19 protein-coding genes are annotated in these 18,885 nt (G+C 33.8%); 8 read left to right on the top strand and 11 right to left on the bottom strand.

The features are described from left to right. The 3 genes from BZARG_RS11285 to BZARG_RS11295 all read left to right on the top strand — a co-directional run. The coding region (locus tag BZARG_RS11285; protein WP_040288586.1) for a gliding motility-associated C-terminal domain-containing protein at positions 1–926 on the top strand (926 nt) is incomplete at its 5' end. Between the two features lie 11 nt (positions 927–937). Next, entirely contained in the window at positions 938–1,867 is a 930-nt protein-coding gene (locus tag BZARG_RS11290; RefSeq protein WP_008638497.1) for a PorP/SprF family type IX secretion system membrane protein, read from the top strand. Between the two features lie 12 nt (positions 1,868–1,879). Continuing rightward, on the top strand, positions 1,880–3,796 hold the full coding sequence (locus tag BZARG_RS11295; protein WP_008638506.1) for an OmpA family protein: 1,917 nt from the start codon (positions 1,880–1,882) through the stop codon (positions 3,794–3,796). A gap of 212 nt (positions 3,797–4,008) precedes the next feature. Here the strand turns inward: BZARG_RS11295 and BZARG_RS11300 are convergent, their stop codons facing one another. Together BZARG_RS11300 and pdxH are read right to left on the bottom strand one after the other, a co-directional pair. Further along, on the bottom strand, positions 4,009–4,506 hold the full coding sequence (locus tag BZARG_RS11300) for a CAP domain-containing protein (protein ID WP_008638504.1): 498 nt from the start codon (positions 4,504–4,506) through the stop codon (positions 4,009–4,011). A gap of 165 nt (positions 4,507–4,671) precedes the next feature. After that, positions 4,672–5,319, bottom strand: coding sequence for a pyridoxamine 5'-phosphate oxidase (pdxH, locus tag BZARG_RS11305; protein ID WP_008638491.1), 648 nt, complete (start codon positions 5,317–5,319; stop codon positions 4,672–4,674). 82 nt (positions 5,320–5,401) lie between these two features. Here pdxH and BZARG_RS11310 point away from each other — a divergent pair, with 82 nt between their 5' ends. Next, a complete protein-coding gene (locus BZARG_RS11310; RefSeq protein WP_008638515.1) occupies positions 5,402–5,815 on the top strand; it encodes a hypothetical protein in 414 nt (137 codons plus the stop codon). Here the strand turns inward: BZARG_RS11310 and BZARG_RS11315 are convergent. The 9 genes from BZARG_RS11315 to lon form a co-directional block, all read right to left on the bottom strand. Continuing rightward, entirely contained in the window at positions 5,808–6,713 is a 906-nt protein-coding gene (locus BZARG_RS11315) for a ribonuclease Z (protein ID WP_008638523.1), read from the bottom strand. The two genes, BZARG_RS11310 and BZARG_RS11315, sit on opposite strands and share 8 nt — an antisense overlap. 71 nt (positions 6,714–6,784) lie before the next feature. Further along, positions 6,785–7,117, bottom strand: coding sequence for a hypothetical protein (locus tag BZARG_RS11320; RefSeq protein WP_008638493.1), 333 nt, complete (start codon positions 7,115–7,117; stop codon positions 6,785–6,787). 4 nt (positions 7,118–7,121) lie between these two features. Next, entirely contained in the window at positions 7,122–8,051 is a 930-nt protein-coding gene (locus BZARG_RS11325; RefSeq protein WP_008638502.1) for an aspartate carbamoyltransferase catalytic subunit, read from the bottom strand. A 41-nt stretch (positions 8,052–8,092) separates the two neighbouring features. After that, positions 8,093–8,437 carry a hypothetical protein gene (locus tag BZARG_RS11330; protein WP_008638495.1) on the bottom strand — a complete coding sequence of 115 codons (345 nt, stop codon included), beginning with the start codon at positions 8,435–8,437 and terminating at the stop codon, positions 8,093–8,095. Between the two features lie 56 nt (positions 8,438–8,493). Beyond that, positions 8,494–9,033 carry a bifunctional pyr operon transcriptional regulator/uracil phosphoribosyltransferase PyrR gene (gene pyrR, locus BZARG_RS11335; protein ID WP_008638501.1) on the bottom strand — a complete coding sequence of 180 codons (540 nt, stop codon included), beginning with the start codon at positions 9,031–9,033 and terminating at the stop codon, positions 8,494–8,496. 274 nt (positions 9,034–9,307) lie between these two features. Further along, positions 9,308–11,137: a 30S ribosomal protein S1 gene (rpsA, locus tag BZARG_RS11340; protein ID WP_008638488.1), complete on the bottom strand. Its 1,830-nt coding sequence runs from the start codon at positions 11,135–11,137 to the stop codon at positions 9,308–9,310. 222 nt (positions 11,138–11,359) lie between these two features. Further along, complete coding sequence (cmk, locus tag BZARG_RS11345; protein WP_008638519.1) at positions 11,360–12,055, bottom strand: (d)CMP kinase; 696 nt, start codon at positions 12,053–12,055, stop codon at positions 11,360–11,362. Then, positions 12,056–13,075: a type IX secretion system protein PorQ gene (porQ, locus tag BZARG_RS11350; RefSeq protein WP_008638508.1), complete on the bottom strand. Its 1,020-nt coding sequence runs from the start codon at positions 13,073–13,075 to the stop codon at positions 12,056–12,058. 115 nt (positions 13,076–13,190) lie between these two features. Then, positions 13,191–15,641: an endopeptidase La gene (lon, locus tag BZARG_RS11355; protein WP_008638490.1), complete on the bottom strand. Its 2,451-nt coding sequence runs from the start codon at positions 15,639–15,641 to the stop codon at positions 13,191–13,193. A gap of 231 nt (positions 15,642–15,872) precedes the next feature. On the opposite strand from lon, the gene BZARG_RS11360 reads away from it, so the two are divergent. The 4 genes from BZARG_RS11360 to BZARG_RS11375 are packed head-to-tail and all read left to right on the top strand — an operon-like array spanning position 15,873 to position 18,848. Next, on the top strand, positions 15,873–16,436 hold the full coding sequence (locus BZARG_RS11360; RefSeq protein WP_040288589.1) for an RNA polymerase sigma factor: 564 nt from the start codon (positions 15,873–15,875) through the stop codon (positions 16,434–16,436). 4 nt (positions 16,437–16,440) lie between these two features. After that, positions 16,441–16,995, top strand: a complete 555-nt coding sequence (locus BZARG_RS11365; protein WP_008638513.1) for a hypothetical protein — start codon at positions 16,441–16,443, stop codon at positions 16,993–16,995. A gap of 11 nt (positions 16,996–17,006) precedes the next feature. Beyond that, positions 17,007–18,101 carry a hypothetical protein gene (locus BZARG_RS11370; protein WP_008638521.1) on the top strand — a complete coding sequence of 365 codons (1,095 nt, stop codon included), beginning with the start codon at positions 17,007–17,009 and terminating at the stop codon, positions 18,099–18,101. A 24-nt stretch (positions 18,102–18,125) separates the two neighbouring features. Next, positions 18,126–18,848: a head GIN domain-containing protein gene (locus BZARG_RS11375; RefSeq protein ID WP_008638510.1), complete on the top strand. Its 723-nt coding sequence runs from the start codon at positions 18,126–18,128 to the stop codon at positions 18,846–18,848. Positions 18,849–18,885: the final 37 nt, after the last annotated feature.

The following is an 18,885-nucleotide window of genomic DNA, read 5'->3' on the forward strand; positions in this document are numbered from 1 at the left end:
TGGCTGTCGATTCAACTGACGAAACAGATTCTTGTAATGTAATTATTACGCGTACTTGGACTTTTACAGATACTTGTAATAATACAACGTCTATATTTCAAACAATAACTATAAAAGACACGATTGCTCCTATTGTTATCAATGATTTATCGGATGTATTTGTTAGCTGTGCAGAGCTTCCAGAAGTTCCAGTTTTAGAGTTTGACGAGTGCTCCAACGAAGTAACTATTTTAAATTTCGAAGAAACAAACACATCCAATGGTTCTGAAACAGACTACGAAATTATTTGGAACTGGACCGTAGCTGATGCTTGTGGTAATGAAGCACAATTTAGTCAAGCTATTTATGTAACCAATGAAAACTCCACTACTAGTGCAGATGATGATCGCTGTAATGACGATGGCTTAATAGACTTATTCGATTTCTATAGTGGTAACAATACTTCGGGAAATTGGATAGCTATTTCTTCAAATGTAAACTTAAATGACAACTACTTTGATCCTACCAACGTGGAACTAGGAGATTACATTTTCAGCTATACAGTCATGGAAAATGGTTGCTCTAACACATTTAGATTAAACCTTAATATAAATGATGATTGTGTGGTACTTGCACCAGATCCTTGTGATAGAGATAGCATTATAATATCAACAGCTATAACGCCTAATGGAGATCAGTATAATGAGTTTTTCGAAATTCTAGGATCAGCAAACTGTGGCTATTCGTATGATGTACAGGTATTCAATCGTTGGGGTGCTATTATTTACAAACAGACCAATTATCAAAATAACTGGAATGGTACTGCGCACAAATCATCTATAGGTGGAGCAAATTCGATACCTAACGGAACATACTATTACATTATTAACATAAAAAATAGTGGATTTAAGCCTATTACAGGGTACTTCTACGTAGGAACCAAATAAATTTATAGCCTATGAAACCTTTTAAACAGAAAATAATAGCGATAGCATTATTTACTTGTACGGTTGGAACTGCACAACAATTACCACAGTTTACGCAGTATATGTATAATACCATCTCTATAAATCCAGCTTATGCTGGAAGTAGAGAAGTATTAAGTGTTGTTGGCCTGCATAGAAGTCAATGGGTTGGCTTTGATGGCGGACCTATTACTCAAACGGCATCTATTCATTCGCCTTTACGAAATGAAAAAATTGGTTTAGGTATGTCTTTTATAAACGATAAATTAGGCGATGAACGGTTCACCTATTTATATGGTGATTTTTCATATACTATCCAGACAGGTCAAAAAACTAAATTAGCTTTTGGTGTTAAAGCCGGTTTTACAAGTTATACGCTGGATCGCTTTGCTGCCGATGCTCCTGGTAATGACCCGAGTATTTATGGTATTGATGATCGTTGGGACCCAAATATTGGCGCAGGTGTTTTTTGGCATTCTAACAAATGGTATTTAGGATTATCAGCACCTCGTATTTTAACTAATGATTATAACGACGATACAGGAACCAGCCAAGATTATGCAGCTCTAGAGCGTGTTAGCTATTATTTTACTGGTGGTTATGTTTTTAATTTAAGTGAAAATACCAAGTTAAAACCAGCATTTCTATTAAAAGCAACTAATGGTGCTCCAGTGTCGTTTGACATTACAGCCAATTTCTTATTCTATGAAAAATTCTGGATCGGCGGTGGCTACCGAATCGATAATCAAACAACCGCTATAGCAGGAATTGCCGATTTTCAAGTCTCAAAGCAGTTTCGAATTGGCTATGCTTATGAATATCCAATATCAGATTTAAACGCTTATACCGGCGGAACACACGAAATATTAATCATGTTTGAGTTATTTAAAAATAAACGAATTAAATCACCTCGATACTTCTAAAAATATAATCGCATGAAAACTAAAATTATATTCACAATTGTTGCATTAAGTAGTACGTTCCTATTTTCGCAAAAAAAAGTAGCAGACATGTTTTTCGAAAATTACTCCTACGTAAAGGCTGCTGAATTATATGAAGAAACTATTAGAAAAGGCGATAGTAGCGAACACGTTTTAACACGCCTAGGCGATTGTTACTATAATAATTCCGATTCGGAATCTGCCGCACTTTGGTATGGATTAGCTTTAAACAAGTACAAAAAAACAAACCCAGAATACCTTTATAAATATATACAAACGCAGCGTAGTTTGGGTAAGTATGAAGAAGCCGATAACTGGTTAGTAAAATTTAAAGATATACAAAATGATGATAAGCGCACTGAAGAATTAAATCGAAGTAATATAGCTCTTTATAAATCTTTAGCGTCTAAAAAAGATGTTGACGTAAAAGTAAAAAACCTAGATATTAACTCGGAGTTCTCTGATTTTGGTGCATTTGTTTTTAAAAACCAAATGTATTTTGCTTCTTCTAGAAATACGGACAATAAAATTTACAAATGGAATAACGAACCTTATTTAGACTTGTATACCGCAGAAGTAATTGACAGTGGGAAAAATATTGATGGCATTTCTAATCCTATAAGTCTGGTTATAACAGGAAGAGATCGTAGCGATGTTCATGAAGCTAGTGTTTGCATAACTAATGATGGTAAAACTCTATATTTTACTAGAGATAATGTAAATAAAAGGAATAAACCTGTTCATGATAAAAAAGGGACATCTCATTTAAAAATATACAGAGCTAGTAAAATTGAAGGTGGTAATTGGGGCAATGTAATAGAATTACCATTTAATGATGATGCTTTTTCTACAGGTCACCCAACTTTAAGCCCAGATAATGAAACCCTCTATTTTGTCTCTGACCGCGTTGGAGGTTTTGGGCAAACAGATATTTATAGTGTAGCCATTAATGAGGATAGTTATGGGACACCAAAAAATTTAGGTGAAAAAATAAATACACAAGGTCGCGAAATGTTCCCTTTCGTAGCCAAAGATAGTATCTTTTACTTTTCCTCTGACGGCTACTTAAACATCGGTTTATTGGATATTTTTAAAAGTAATATACTTAAGGATCCTTATGCAGAAGTAGAAAATATGGGAGCACCTTATAATAGTGGTGGTGATGATTTTGCTTACTATGTTGATAGCGCTACTCAAAAAGGATACTTCTCATCCAATAGATCTGGCGGAAAAGGTAGTGATGACATTTATGGGTTTTCAGCTCAACCTTGTATGCAGCTAATAACAGGAACCGTTAGAGACGCTAAACTATTAATTCCTATTGCATTGGCTACAGTGCAGTTAATTGATGAATCTGGGAAAATTATGGATGAAGTTACGAGTAATGAAAGGGGTGAATACCAATTTAATACAGGATGTAATCAAAAATATAAAGTTCTTGGAATGAAAGTTGACTATAAAGACGACTTAAAAGACGTTTCAACATCGGATATTCCTGACTTTGAAAATGTTGTTAATCTGAATTTAATGCCATTAATTAATGATAACGAAATTGTAATTAACCCTATATTCTTCGATTTTGATAAATGGGATATTAGGGCCGATGCAGCTTACGAATTAGAGAATATTGTTTCGGTAATGCGTGCAAATCCACTCATGATAATTAAAATTGAATCACATACCGATAGTCGTGGGAGCGATAGTTACAATTTAACACTATCTGACAAACGTGCCAAATCAACTCAAAGGTATTTATACTCGCGCGGTATTGATGAAAAGCGTATAGAAAGTGCTACTGGATACGGTGAAACTAAACTGGTTAACGAATGTGATAATAGCGTTATATGTTCTAAAGAAAAACATCAGGAAAACAGACGCTCAAAATTTATAATTCTTGCCAGTAACAACTAAAAAAAGTGACTTAAACATACAGTTAAATTTAGGCATTAATTTAATACGCCTACACTCATTAAATACTACTAATAGAGATCGTAATAAATTTAAAAACCACTCCAATTGGAGTGGTTTTTAAATTTCAAAAATTGAAACCATACTAAAAAACTACCAAATTGACGTCTGATCAAATCGTAGTTTTTTTATAATTATATAATTATATTATAAACTTATTTTTTTACAAAGATATTGGTATAATACCATTTACCTGCGTCATTTTGATCTGCCGATAATTCAAAATCTGTAAAATCCCCTTCAATGTTTGCTCTGTGACCGTCGCTTTTCAACCAAGCGGACACAGCAGATTGAGCGGATGTAAAACCATACGCAACGTTTTCCGAAACATTTTGAGCTCCTAACCTATCTTCTAAAAATAATCTACGACTGTTAAAATTGTCATGAGACACATGGTTATTGGAAATCATATAATCGGTATGGTTAAAAGCCTGGGCTTTAATAATACCCACATTATTTAAAGGATTTAATCCTTTTGATAAACGATAGTCATTTATAAGTTCCATTATTTCAATTTCAATCGTCTTGGATTCGGGAATAATCAATTCAGATGAGTCTTCAATTATAACTACTTCATCTATTGATTCCGAAGAACAAGAGGTCATAAAAATGACTAAAAATATCATAACTGGCAGGAAAATAAAATTTCTCATTAGTAGGTTATTTAGATCTGGGACTATAAAAGTAGAAACCTTTGTCCAAATAACCGTTAATGAATTGTTAAAATCGATGAAATACACGCATTTTAACGTTTTTAAGTGCATTTCATCGATAAAACATACTCTGAAGTCAAAATATATAGCATTTCATCGATGTAATCAAGGCGATAAACGATTTTTACACCAATTGTATTCTTCATCTAACTGATAATGAATACGATCATGTAATCTATTCGGCCTTCCTTGCCAAAACTCTATAGAAATAGGCTTCACAATATAGCCTCCCCAATAATCTGGTCTTAAAATTTCTTTTCCTTCAAATTGTATTTCCAGATTTTTTAAATCCATTTCCAATTCTGCTCTATCCTTAACAATAGAGCTTTGATGGGAAGCTATAGCTCCCAATTGACTTCCTCGTGGTCTGGATTCAAAATAGCCATCGCTTAAATTTTCAGCAATCTTTTCTGCTATACCTTTAATAATTACTTGACGTTCAGCGCCATGCCAAAAAAAAGATAAACACACATGAGGGTTTTTGGATATCGCCTGACCTTTTTCGCTTTGGTAATTGGTAAAAAATATAAATCCTTCATACGTATATCGTTTTAGCAAAACCACGCGATTTTTAGGAAAGCCATCCAAACCAATTGTAGAAACCGTCATCGCATTTGTTTCATCTTGTGTAAAATGTGTATCAACTTCATGAAACCATTGTTTAAAAAGTTCCATGGGATTGTCAGGAGAATCTTTTAATAAAAGTGCTCCTTTTTCATATGTTTTTCTGTAGTTACTTAAGTCTCTATCCATTAACATTATCAGTATTATTTTTCGTACATTAGCGTAGCGAAATATGCAGAATTCACCCTAAATTTAAGCATTATTTGATAGAATGAAATTTGAAAACAGCATTTATTTTAAACAACTCAAACACCATAAAGTAGTTTTTCCGTTTGCCACTTATTATCTCTGTGATCGTTTTCTGATTGCCGAACATAATGAAGAAGTACATTTTGATTGGGATAAAATACAGCAAACTTCCGAATTTTTAATCGAGTTTTACGGACCAAATTGTAAAATAGGACATATTGCAAACCGCGTAAACAACTACTCTATTGACCCCAACTTATGGCGTAAATTTAATAAAGAATATGGCTTTATTATTGCTTCTGCAATCGCAGTTTATGATGATTTTGCTTATCGAAATGCAACATTAGAAAAGCAATTTTCTTCAAATAGTATTAAACGCTGCACAAGTTTGGAAGAAGCAATTTTTTGGATGCAAAATTTAGACGAATTTAAATAGTAAAGACTTTACCATCTCTCGCTAATTCAACAGGTGTGAAAATCGTTTCTGCTTCTAATTTAAAGTCATTCAAATTATCATAACGTGTGGAATAATGTCCCAAAAGCAATTTACCCACTCCTGCTTGTTTGGCAATGCTGGCCGCTTGTTTTGCCGTGCTATGTTTAGTTGGTGCAGCTAATTTTTCATGTTTTTCCAAAAAAGTAGACTCATGATAAAGTAAATCTACATCTTTTATAATTGGAACAATAGCTTCGTTATAAGCTGTATCACTGCAAAAAGCATAGCTTTTCGTTTTAATTGGTGCTTTGGTTACATCCGCATTATTAATCATCTCACCGTGCTCATTCTCTACATTAGCACCTTGTTTTAGTTTTCGGTAATAAGCCACATCAATATCAGCATTTAAAACCGCATTCATATCTAATTTTCGATCGCCTGGCTTTTCTTTAAATAAGAATCCGTTGGTATAAACTCTATGAATTAAAGGAATAGTATGCACCTCCACCTTATCGTCTTCAAAAATTAATTCAGAATCTTTTGACGTCAGCTCATGAAAAATAAGCGGATAATTAGTCCATGATTCGGACAGCTTCATCTGTAAAGTAATAATTTCTTTTAATCCTTTAGGTCCGTAAATATGTAGTTCTGTTTCTCGCGTTAATAAGCGAAATGTGGAAACTAAACCAACCAATCCAAAAAAGTGATCGCCGTGTAAATGCGAAATGAATATATGCTTTATTCGTGCAAATTTTATTTTGTTACGACGTAATTCGACTTGAGTGCCTTCACCACAATCTATTAAAAAAATGTGGTTATTTATTTCCAAAACTTGAGACGTTGGGTTAGTATCAGCTCTGGGCGTTGCACTGTAACAGCCTAAAATGGTGAGTTTCATGTTTGTTGTTTTTGCTGTTAAGCTGTTTGTTATTAAGTCATTTGAAATAAATAACTTACAAATCAATACTTTTAGAAACCTAAATCGCGCTCTATTTCTTCCATTCCAATAATATCATGAGCCTCTTGGAGCGTTGGCACCACGGTTAATTCATCAGGTATCTTATCTAAATCAGCCTGGTTAGTAACAATAACAAAAGAATGCTTTGCGCTTCTATGCTTATTGGAAACTTGAAGGAATTCAGTAATATCTTGTAATAGAATTGGTTTTAAACTGTTTAAACTGACAATGACATTGTCATTTTTAAAACGTTCATACAACACGTCTAATTTCTTTACTAATTCTATTACCGAAGCTTTTTCTTGGGTAATTATGGTTGTGTTTTCTTCTTTATCGAAAATCATAATTTTATTGTTTTATTTTTGAAGCTAATAAATATATTATCGCCATTCTTACCGCTACCCCATTTTCAACTTGATTTAAAATAATGGCTTGATTAGAATCCGCAACTTCACTTGTTATTTCTACACCACGATTTATAGGACCTGGATGCATAATAGTAATTTCTTTGTTTAAACTATTTAAAACATCCATAGTTACACCATATTGTTGGGTATACTCTCGGGTAGATGGAAAATAATTAACTTCCATGCGTTCATTTTGTACGCGTAGCATATTAGCAACGTCGCACCAATTTAATGCTTTCAGTAAATTAGTTTCTACTTTTACGCCTAATTTATCAATATATTTTGGCAATAATGTTTTTGGTCCGCAAACCATAACTTCCGCTCCTTGATGCTGCAAAGCAAAGATGTTAGACAATGCCACACGACTGTGTAAAATGTCGCCAACAATAACCACCTTTTTACCTTTTACTTCGCCTAGGCGCTCTCTGATGGAGTATGAGTCTAATAATGCTTGTGTTGGATGTTCATGAGCACCATCGCCAGCATTTATAATACTAGCATTAACATGTTGTGATAAAAAAACACTAGATCCAGGGTTTGGATGCCGCATAACTACCATATCCACTTTCATGGACAAAATATTATTTACGGTATCTATTAAAGTTTCCCCTTTTGTTACGGACGATTGTGATGCTGAAAAGTTTATCACATCTGCAGAAAGACGTTTTTCGGCTAATTCAAAAGATAACTTGGTTCTGGTAGAATTCTCAAAAAATAAGTTCGCAATGGTAATATCTCGCAGGGAAGGCACTTTTTTAATCGGTCTATTGATTACTTCTTTAAAGTGATCGGCTGTTTCAAAAATAAGCTTGATATCTTCTTTAGTCAGATATTTTATCCCTAATAAGTGGTTGACACTTAATTCGCTCATAACCTTTTAGTTTTCAGTTTTAAATAGCACTTGAAAGTTTGCTAGTCATTCAATTTTAATTCTAGTTCAGAAACAACTTTGTTATTTTCAATAAACTCTAAATAAGCTTCTGCATCTTTTAAGAATTCAAATTCCGTTAATAGTGGTTGTATGACTTTAAAAAGCTTCTCTGCATTACTTCCGTAGGCAAAAAACCGTCCATCAGTATCATCCATGTTTATTTCATGACCATCGTAAAAACCAATATCTTCTGGGATCTTTTCGAATAGAATTTCATCTACTTTATGAATGTCATCTAAACTTTCAAATTTACCGAAACTAATAATAACAGAGTCTTGTTTGATGTGATTGTCAAAGCCTATATTTTCTAATTCTTCAAAAGTCATTTTTAGAATCTATTTAATTTTTATTTTCTATACTCTACTGTCTATTAACTACTACTCTAATCACTTATTAAATAAACAGCATCTTCACCTTCATTTTCAACCCAATTTACTTTAACGCGCTCGTCATTTATAGCGTCTACTTGTCGGCCTCTATAATTAGGTTGAATAGGTAAATGTCTGCTAAAGCGTCTATCTATTAAGGTTAAAAGTTCAATTTCATGGGGTCTACCAAAAGATTGTATGGCAGTTAAAGCCGCGCGAATACTACGACCGGTATATAAAACATCATCAATAAAGACGATTTTTTTATCTTCAACTAAAAAATTAATTTCTGTGGTATTAGCTTCCAAGGTTTTTTCACCTCTTCTAAAATCATCTCTATAAAACGTGATGTCTAAAAGGCCTAATTGCACATTTTTAATTTGATATTCACTTTCCAGAAGTTCGGCTAAACGGTTAGCAAGAAATTTGCCACGCGGTTGAATACCAATTAATACAGTATTAGTAAAGTCGTTATGATTTTCAATGAGTTGGCAAGCCAATCGATGAAGAATGATGTTTACCTCTTTGGCGTTAAGTAAAACTTTTTGACTCATAGACTTTACAGTGTATTTGATAAACAAAGTTACACTAAAAAATTTGAGTGGACAACGCTTTTATAGTGAGAAAAAAGAATCAAGACCGCTGTGCTTGGAGAACCAACTTGCTTGCCGGCAAGCAGGGAGTTAAGACTTAATTCTTAAAGCTTTCAAAATATTGTTTTAATACCTAAACTTTCAGTCTTTTTATAGAGCCATTAGTTCTAAATTTTAAGCACAAAAAAAGCCTTCAATTTCTTGAAGGCTTTTTCAGTATTATAAAATGGTTGGATTATTTTCCTTCCATTTTGTTTTTAAGTGCTTGTAAAGCATCGTTAGCATCACCTAAAGTTGGTTTTGCTTCTGCAGCTGCATTACTTGCAGCAGCTTTTACATTAGCAGCTTCTTCTTCTCTGAAGATTGCTGTATGCGACGCTACTACACGCTTAAATTCTTTATTAAATTCAATGATTTTGAATTCAGCTTCTTCGCCTTTCTTCAATTTCTTGCCATCTTCTTTTTCAAGGTGACGAGACGGTACGAAAGCTACGATATCTTCATTAAAATCAATAGTTGCACCTTTGTCAACGATTTCAGTTAATTCAGCTTTATGAAGCGTTCCTACTGCGAATTCAGTTTCATATTTATCCCAAGGGTTCTCGGTAGTTTGTTTATGTCCTAAACTTAATTTACGACCTTCAACATCTAATTCAAGAACAACAACATCTAATGTATCACCTACATTACAGAACTCACTAGGATGCTTGATTTTTTTAGTCCAAGATAAATCAGAGATGTAAATTAATCCATCAATACCTTCTTCTAATTCAACAAATACACCAAAGTTTGTAAAGTTACGTACAATACCTGAATGCTTAGAAGCTACAGGATATTTAGTAGTAATATCAGTCCATGGATCTGGCGTTAATTGCTTAATACCAAGAGACATTTTGCGCTCTTCTCTATCTAAAGTTAAGATAACTGCGTCAACCTCATCTCCTACAGAAACGAAATCTTGTGCTGAACGTAAGTGCGTAGACCAAGACATTTCTGATACGTGAATTAATCCTTCAACGCCATCAGTAACTTCAATAAATGCACCGTAATCTGCGATTACAACTACTTTACCTTTCACTTTGTCACCAACTTTAACTTCTTCACCTAATGCATCCCAAGGATGTTTCGATAATTGTTTTAAACCTAATTGGATTCTAGATTTGTTTTCATCAAAATCAAGAATAACAACGTTTAATTTCTGGTCTAACTCAACAATCTCATTTGGATGGTTAATACGAGACCAAGAAAGATCTGTAATGTGAACTAAACCGTCAACACCACCAAGATCAATAAAGACACCATAAGACGTTATGTTTTTAACAATACCTTCTAATACTTGTCCTTTTTCTAATTGACCAATAATTTCTTTCTTCTGCTCTTCAATATCAGCCTCAATAAGGGCTTTATGAGAAACAACAACGTTTTTAAATTCATGGTTGATTTTAACAACTTTGAACTCCATTGTTTTGTTAACATACTGATCGTAATCGCGAATTGGCTTAACGTCAATTTGTGAACCTGGTAAGAATGCTTCAATTCCGAAAACATCTACAATCATACCACCTTTAGTTCTACACTTAACGAAACCATTAACGATTTCACCTGTTTCATGAGCCGCGTTAACACGATCCCATGCTTTAATAACACGTGCTTTTCTGTGAGATAATACTAACTGACCTGTAGCGTCTTCACGTACATCAATTAATACCTCTACTTTATCACCAACTGCTAAGTTAGGATTGTAACGGAATTCGTTTAACGAAATAACACCTTCAGATTTAGCGTTGATGTCAATAATTGCATCACGATCTGTCATGCTAATAACGATACCTTCAACAACTTCATCATCTAAAGTATCTACGAAATTCTCTGCTACTAGTTTTTCAAATTCCTTTAATTGAGAATCTTCAACCTCATCAATTCCTTCTTCGTAATTGTGCCAGTTAAACTCCTCTAAATATTTTTCAGGATTTGATTGTGCTTCAGAAACTTCTTGAGCTTCTGCAGTTTTTACTTCTTGTGCTTCCGTTGCTTCAACTTCAGCTTGTTTTGCTTTTTCAGCCATTTAAAAATGATTAATAATGCTTTCCGATTTCTTTAATTTAAAATCTTGAACATTATGTTTTGTATTCTGTGTGGATTTGGAAAATTTATGCGACTGATACACAGAAGGATTATTGTTGTTTTTGTTTATCCCTTTTAATTTTCCAATGCGTCGCTAAAAGGAGTGCAAAAATACTATAATTTCTGTAAATAAACAAAAAGTAGTTTCCTAAATATTATAGATTTAATTTTTTCCCTGAATAGTAGATTCTGCTAACTTGACTATTTTTTGAAATTGCTCGTCTAAAGTCAGTTCAGAGTTATCTATTTCAATGGCATCATCCGCTTTGCGCAGAGGTGAATCGTCTCGGTTAGAATCCATATAATCACGCTCTTCAATATTATGAAGTACATCATTATAAGTAACAATGTCACCACGAAGGGTTAACTCATCATACCGTCGAGTAGCGCGTTTTTCTGCGGAAGCTGTCATAAATAATTTGAGCTCGGCTTGTGGAAAAACAACCGTTCCAATATCCCGACCATCCATAACCACACCTTTTTCAGCACCCATTTTTTGTTGCTGTTTTACTAATTGATAACGTACCTCTGGAATAGCAGCAACCTGACTCACAAAATTAGAGACTTCTAAAGTGCGAATGACTTTTTCTATATTTTCTCCATTTAAATACACATCGGCAACTCCTGTAACGTCATTCATTTCAAAATAAACAACCACATCATGAAGTTTAGACACCAAGCCGACCACATTAAATTGTGTTGCATCTATGAAACCATATTTCATGGCATAATAAGTTACGGCACGATACATGGCACCAGAGTCCACATAAATATAGCCTAAATGTTTTGCTAATTGCTTGGCAACGGTACTTTTACCAGTTGAAGAAAAGCCATCTATGGCTATTGTAATTTTTTGCATTTATCTCAAATCTAATTGCATGCCGAAAAAATTCGCATTGGATGCGCTTGTGTATCGAACATGTGTAAAACTAAACCTAAATTTATTCAATTTCAGACCAATTCCCGCAGAAATTCCAGAAAAGTTTCGCTGATCTACAATGCGAAGCTCCTCACCTTTTCTAAAATTATAACCGAGTCGAATATTGAACGCGCCTTCTGGAAAAATTTCAGCTCCTAATATAGTATGGCGAATAACATTTCCGAAGAACCCCACTTTTTCTTGAGTTTGATTCCCTTCCAAATCAGTTTCTACTCGCGCTGGATTGGCAGCACCTATTGGCCATTTTTGTAAATTTTCAAAAGTCACATGCCAACGTATTGGTACATTTTCTAAAGTTTGCGACATTCCTAAAGCAACCTCAAAAGGCAACGGTTCATTTTGTCCGGCATAAGTGGTTATTTGCATTCCAAAATTACGAACCACTAATGTTGCTTGAAATTCAAGATCTTTATTAACATACATTAAACCCGCATCAAGAGCCCCTCCAAATGAAGTATATTGCTCTAATTTGGATGTGATTAATTTTACGGTTCCCCCTAAATAAAAATCAGAATACCCTATTTGTCGCGAATGCCCGAAAGATATTGCTGCTTCATTACCACTAAAAGAAGCTGTGGAATTGCCTTGCTCATCATAACCATCAAAACTTCCATAGTTGATATAAGTAACGCCGCCAAAAAAAGTTAGCGCGCGTCTGTCCCAAGTATAGCCATAAGCAGCGGTTCCGTAGCTTATTCCTCCCAAGTAACTAGAATAATTTAATGCCAACTGGTTATCCATTTCGTCATTTATCGTTGCCGGATTAGACAAGGCTTGACTTACATCATAATCTAAATTAGTAAATACTTTACCGCCCAATGCCGCTTGACGTGGAGATGAAATTAAATTTAAAAACTGATATGTGGCTTCACCACCAATTTGCGCTACGGCAGAAAGGCACAAAAGCATACTAAAACCAGCGATAATTTTCTTTAACATATATTGTTATGACGAAAGTAGTCTATCTATAAACGGTTGCAAGTATAATTTATTTCTATATCATAAAAAAACCTCGAAAATACTTTCGAGGTTTTAATCTATGAATGGTCACTTTTTACAGTTTTTTGGCATTTTTTACCTTTTCTTTTGTTAGTGCTAATTTAATAACATCACTCATATCTGAAACATAATGGAAAGTTAAGCCTTTTAAATAGTCCGCTTTTATCTCTTCAATATCACGTCGGTTATCTTCACATAATAAGATTTCTGTTATTCGTGCACGTTTAGCTGCCAATATTTTCTCTTTAATTCCACCAACTGGCAATACTTTACCACGAAGTGTAATTTCACCTGTCATAGCCAAATTGCTCTTCACTTTTCTCTGTGTGAATAATGATACCAATGATGTTAACATCGATACACCAGCACTTGGACCGTCTTTTGGCGTTGCACCTTCTGGAACGTGAATGTGTACGTTATATTTTTCGAAAATATCAGGGTCTAACCCTAACGCTTCGGCATTAGATTTAAGGTACTCCATGGCAATCGTTGCCGACTCCTTCATTACTTTACCTAAATTACCAGTTATAGTTAAAGTTCCTTTTCCTTTAGATAAAATAGATTCTATAAACAAAATATCACCTCCTACGCGTGTCCAAGCTAAACCTGTTACTACACCAGCAACATTATTGTTTTCGTACTTATCACGCAACATTTTTGGACCACCTAGTACTTCAATAATAATCTCATTTGTCACTTTTATGGCGTACTCCTCTTCCATGGCAATATTTTTGGCTGCATAACGCACCATTTTCGCCAATTGTTTTTCTAATCCACGGACACCAGACTCACGGGTATAACCTTCTACAATTTTTTCTAATTGCGGTTTGGCTATTTTAAGATGCTTATCCGTTAATCCATGTTCTTTTAATTGTTTTGGTAATAAATGACGTTTGGCTATTTCTACTTTTTCTTCAATAGTATAACCTGTAACGTTTATAATTTCCATTCTGTCCAATAAGGCTGGCTGAATGGTAGATAAACTATTAGAAGTTGCAATAAACATGACTTTAGATAAATCGAAGCCCATTTCCAAGAAGTTATCATGAAACTCGCTATTCTGCTCAGGATCTAAAACCTCCAACATAGCTGACGATGGATCACCTTGATTCGAGTTAGCCAATTTATCTATTTCATCTAAAACAAAAACCGGGTTAGACGTTCCTGCTTTCTTTAAGCTTTGTATAATACGTCCTGGCATAGCACCAATATATGTTTTACGGTGTCCGCGAATTTCCGCTTCATCACGCAATCCACCCAAAGACATACGCACATACTCACGGCCTAATGCCTCGGCTACAGATTTCCCTAATGATGTTTTACCAACACCTGGAGGTCCGTATAAACATAAAATAGGCGATTTCATATCATCACGTAATTTAACAACCGCTAGGTGTTCAATTATACGACGCTTTACATCATCCAAACCATAATGATCGCGATCTAAAATACGTTGTGCGCGTTTTAAATCGAATTTATCTTTACTGAATTTATTCCATGGTAAATCCAGGAATAACTCTAGGTAGTTTCTCTGTATAGAATATTCTGCAACTTGCGGATTCATGCGTTGCATTTTAGCAAGCTCTTTTTCAAAATGCTTGCCTTCTTTTTCGCCCCATTTCATTTTTTTAGAACGCGCTCGCATTTGCTCTACTTCCTCATCATGATTAACACCACCCAATTCTTCCTGAATGGTTTTCATTTGTTGCTGAAGGAAATATTCGCGTTGCTGTTGGTTCATATCACTTTGAACCTTGGATTGAATATCATTTTTAAGTTCCAATTTCTGGAACTCCATATTCATATATTTTAAAGTTTCAAGCGCACGATCCTTCAAATCGTTGGTTTCCAACAAACTTTGTTTTTCCGTAACACTTAAGTTCATATTTGACGATACAAAATTTATCAAAAATGAATTACTCTGAATGTTTTTAATGGCGAAAGATGCTTCACTTGGAATATTTGGACTGTCTTCTATAATTTGAAGAGATAAATCTTTAATCGAATCGATTATCGCTTCAAACTCCTTATTCTGTTCAGCAGGTTTTGCTTCAGGAACCTCCTCAATCGTTGCTTTTATATATGGATCTTCTGTTAAAACTTCCTTTATTTTAAAACGTTTTTTACCCTGAATAATAACGGTTGTATTCCCGTCAGGCATTTTTAAAACTTTTAAAATACGTGCAACCGTTCCGGTTTGATGAATATCGGCTGCTGTAGGATTTTCAACCGACTCGTCTTTCTGCGACACCACACCAATTACCTTACTACCTTTATTAGCATCGTTAATTAGCTTAATAGACTTATCGCGACCAGCCGTAATAGGAATGACCACACCAGGAAATAAAACCGTATTACGTAAAGACAATATTGGTAGTGTTTCGGGTAGCGCTTCTTTGTTGATTTCTTCTTCGTCTTCTGGAGTCATCAATGGGATTAATTCTGAATTTTCATCAAAATCTTGAAATGACAAACTGTCAAGGCTTAAAAAATTAGATTTCTTCATAGATATATTTAAGTCATTCTGTCATTAATATAAGATAATAACAGAATCATCTTTATGTTTTAATAGTTCTTTTAACAAATATACAACTCGCTATCAGCGGAATCATACTGCATTATTGCCGTACATTTGGCTATAGTATTCAATTAATATGCCATGAATCTTAAACAATACTTTAAAAAAGTGTAACAGTTTAGTTTTTGTCGCATCTTTATACTAACAATTTAATTTTTTTTGAACCTAACCACGGAAAATATTGAAGTTTTAATCACTTTGTGCCAATCTGGTAACCAACAGGCGCAGTTGGAAATTTATAACAGATATTATAAAGCCATGTATAATACCGCTTTTAGAATTGTGAAAAATTCTTTTGAAGCTGAAGATATTATGCAAGAAGCCTTTTTATCAGCTTTTACCAAATTGGACACCTTACAAGAAGTGACAATATTTGGCGCGTGGCTAAAACGTATTGTGGTAAACAAAAGTATATATCAATATAATAAAGATGGAAAACATCAAAACGTACCAATGGATTCGGTGTTATATAAACTAGAAGATGAAAGCTCTAGTATTAGTATTGAAGAAACTGAAAGCGATAGTAAAGTTAAGATGATTATAAAAGCGATCAATGGTTTAAAAGACAACTACCGCATTGCACTAACCTTACATTTAATTGAAGGCTATGATTATGAAGAGATTGGGGCGATTACTAATGTTAGCTATGCCAATTGTAGAACCACCGTTTCTCGTGCGAAAGAAAAATTAAGGCTAGCACTTCAACCTATTATTAATTATTAAGATAATGAAACCAGACGATATAGATATTCTATTTAGGGGTTTACAAACTGATTTCGACATTAACTTACCTGCTGAAAATCATGAGAAACGGTTTTTAGTCAAATTAAACGAGCAATCAGAAATCAAAAAATCAGCTCCAAAAGTTAGAAAATTGTGGCTACCTATTATCGGTATTGCAGCATCTATTATATTATTAGTTTCGGTATTTACTGTAAACACAACAAGTACAAATATTAATGGTTTGGGAAGCGTTTCGCCTGAAATGGCAAAAACGGAAGATTTTTTCACGGTGACTATTACTGCGGAATTAAAAAAACTGCAAACAGCTTCTAATCCAAAAACGACACTACTTATTAATGATGGCTTAAAACAATTAAAGCGATTGGAAACCGAATACGAAACTCTAAAAACGGATTTAACAGAAAGCGGAAATGATCAACGGGTTATTTATGCTATGATTTCCAATTTCCAAAACCGCATTGAAGTTTTGGAAAACACATTAGAACAAATTGAACATATTAAAGAATTAAACAATCAAGTATTTCAAAATATACTTTAATAATAACATTTATGAAAACACATATATTATATAAACTATGTCTCGCTTTTATTTTGTTCCCAATGCTTATTTCGGCAAATACAAACCCAGTTAACCACGATAAACATAAGCAAGAAAAAACCATAAAGAAATCGTTTAATGTTTCTAAAAACGCCACATTAAAAATTGATAATAGTTATGGAAACTTGGATATTATAACGTGGAATGAAAACCGCATAGAAATTGAAATTAAAATATCTGTTAGCGGCAGTAATGAAGATAAAGTTTTAGAGAAAATAGATGATATTACGGTTGACTTTGAATCCAATTCAAGTTACGTTTCTGCTAAAACTATTTTCAATAAAAGTAAATCTAGATCTTGGTGGAATTGGGGCAGTAACAATAATATTAATATGAAGATTAATTATATTATTAAAATGCCAATAACGAACTCTGTGGATTTAAGTAATGATTACGGCAGTATTAACTTGGACAAACTGGAAGGCGATGCAAAAATAAATTGCGATTATGGTAAAATAACTACCAAAGAACTCATGGGAAATAATAACATTATTGAGTTTGATTATACCAAGAACTCTTATTTCGAATTTATAAATAATGGTCGTATAAAAGCGGATTATAGTGGATTTGTAGTCGCTAATGCTAAAAACATCAATTTAGAAGCCGAATACACCAATTCGAAATTTGAAACGATTGAGGATTTAAAATATAAATGCGATTATGGGGCTCTTACAGTAGACAGAGCCAATAATGTTTCGGGATCAGGTGATTATTTAACCATAGTTTTAGGAGATATTTATAAAAATGTAAAAATTGATGCCGATTACGGATCTATTAAAATTAAAAGTATCAAAGAATCGGCAAGCACCATTGAAATCGATTCAGATTATGTGGGCATTCATATTGGTTTTAACTCCTACTATCATTTCAATTTTGATATTGATTTAGATTATGCCTCACTTCGTAATCATGATGAATTCCAATTCAATAAAAAACGCGAAGAATCTACCAGCAAATATTATCAAGGTTATTATGGATCTTCATCTACAAATAATCTTATTAAAATAAATTCAGACTACGGAAGCGTTAGTATTGAAAAAAATTAAATCAATCACTAAAAACCAAATATTATGAAAAATCAAATCGTATTGTTAACCATTTTATTATGCAGTGCTGCAAGCTGCGCACAATGGGGCAAAAGAATCTCCGGAAACGGAAATATTGTAACCATAGAAAGAAACACTAGTGATTATGAAGAGATTGCTTGTTACGGATCATTCGACTATATTTTACTTGCAGGTACCGAAGGAAAATTGAAAATTGAAGGCGAAGAGAATTTGTTAGAATATATTATAACCGAAGTAAAAGATGGAAAACTAATTGTAAAAACTGAAAAAGGCATCAATTTAAGCACGAGTCGTAAAAAAACGATTAAGATCTTTATTCCCTTTAAAGATATTGAAAAGGTAAGTTTAGCAGGTTCAGGAGATATTATCAGCAAAGCCCCTATAAATACAGACGAATTTGATGTTAATTTAACGGGATCTGGCGATATCACTTTAGATATTTTTGCCAATGAAATTGAAAGTAATTTAACAGGTTCTGGTGATATTACCCTTACTGGAAAAACCACAGATTTGAAACTTACTATTACGGGTTCTGGCGATTATAGCTGCTACGGTTTATCAGCTGAGAACACCGAAGTTTCCATTTCTGGATCTGGAGATATGGAAGTAGTTAGTAATTCCAACTTAAAAATTCGTGTAACCGGTTCTGGTGATGTATCCTACAAAGGAAATCCAGCCAAAGAAGACACCAAAGTTACTGGTTCTGGGAGTATTAGTAAGCGTTAAGCCAAATAAATTAAGCATAAAAAAAGCGACTTGTTCA

It is taken from the genome of Bizionia argentinensis JUB59 (assembly GCF_000224335.1).
GTDB lineage: Bacteria > Bacteroidota > Bacteroidia > Flavobacteriales > Flavobacteriaceae > Algorimicrobium > Algorimicrobium argentinense.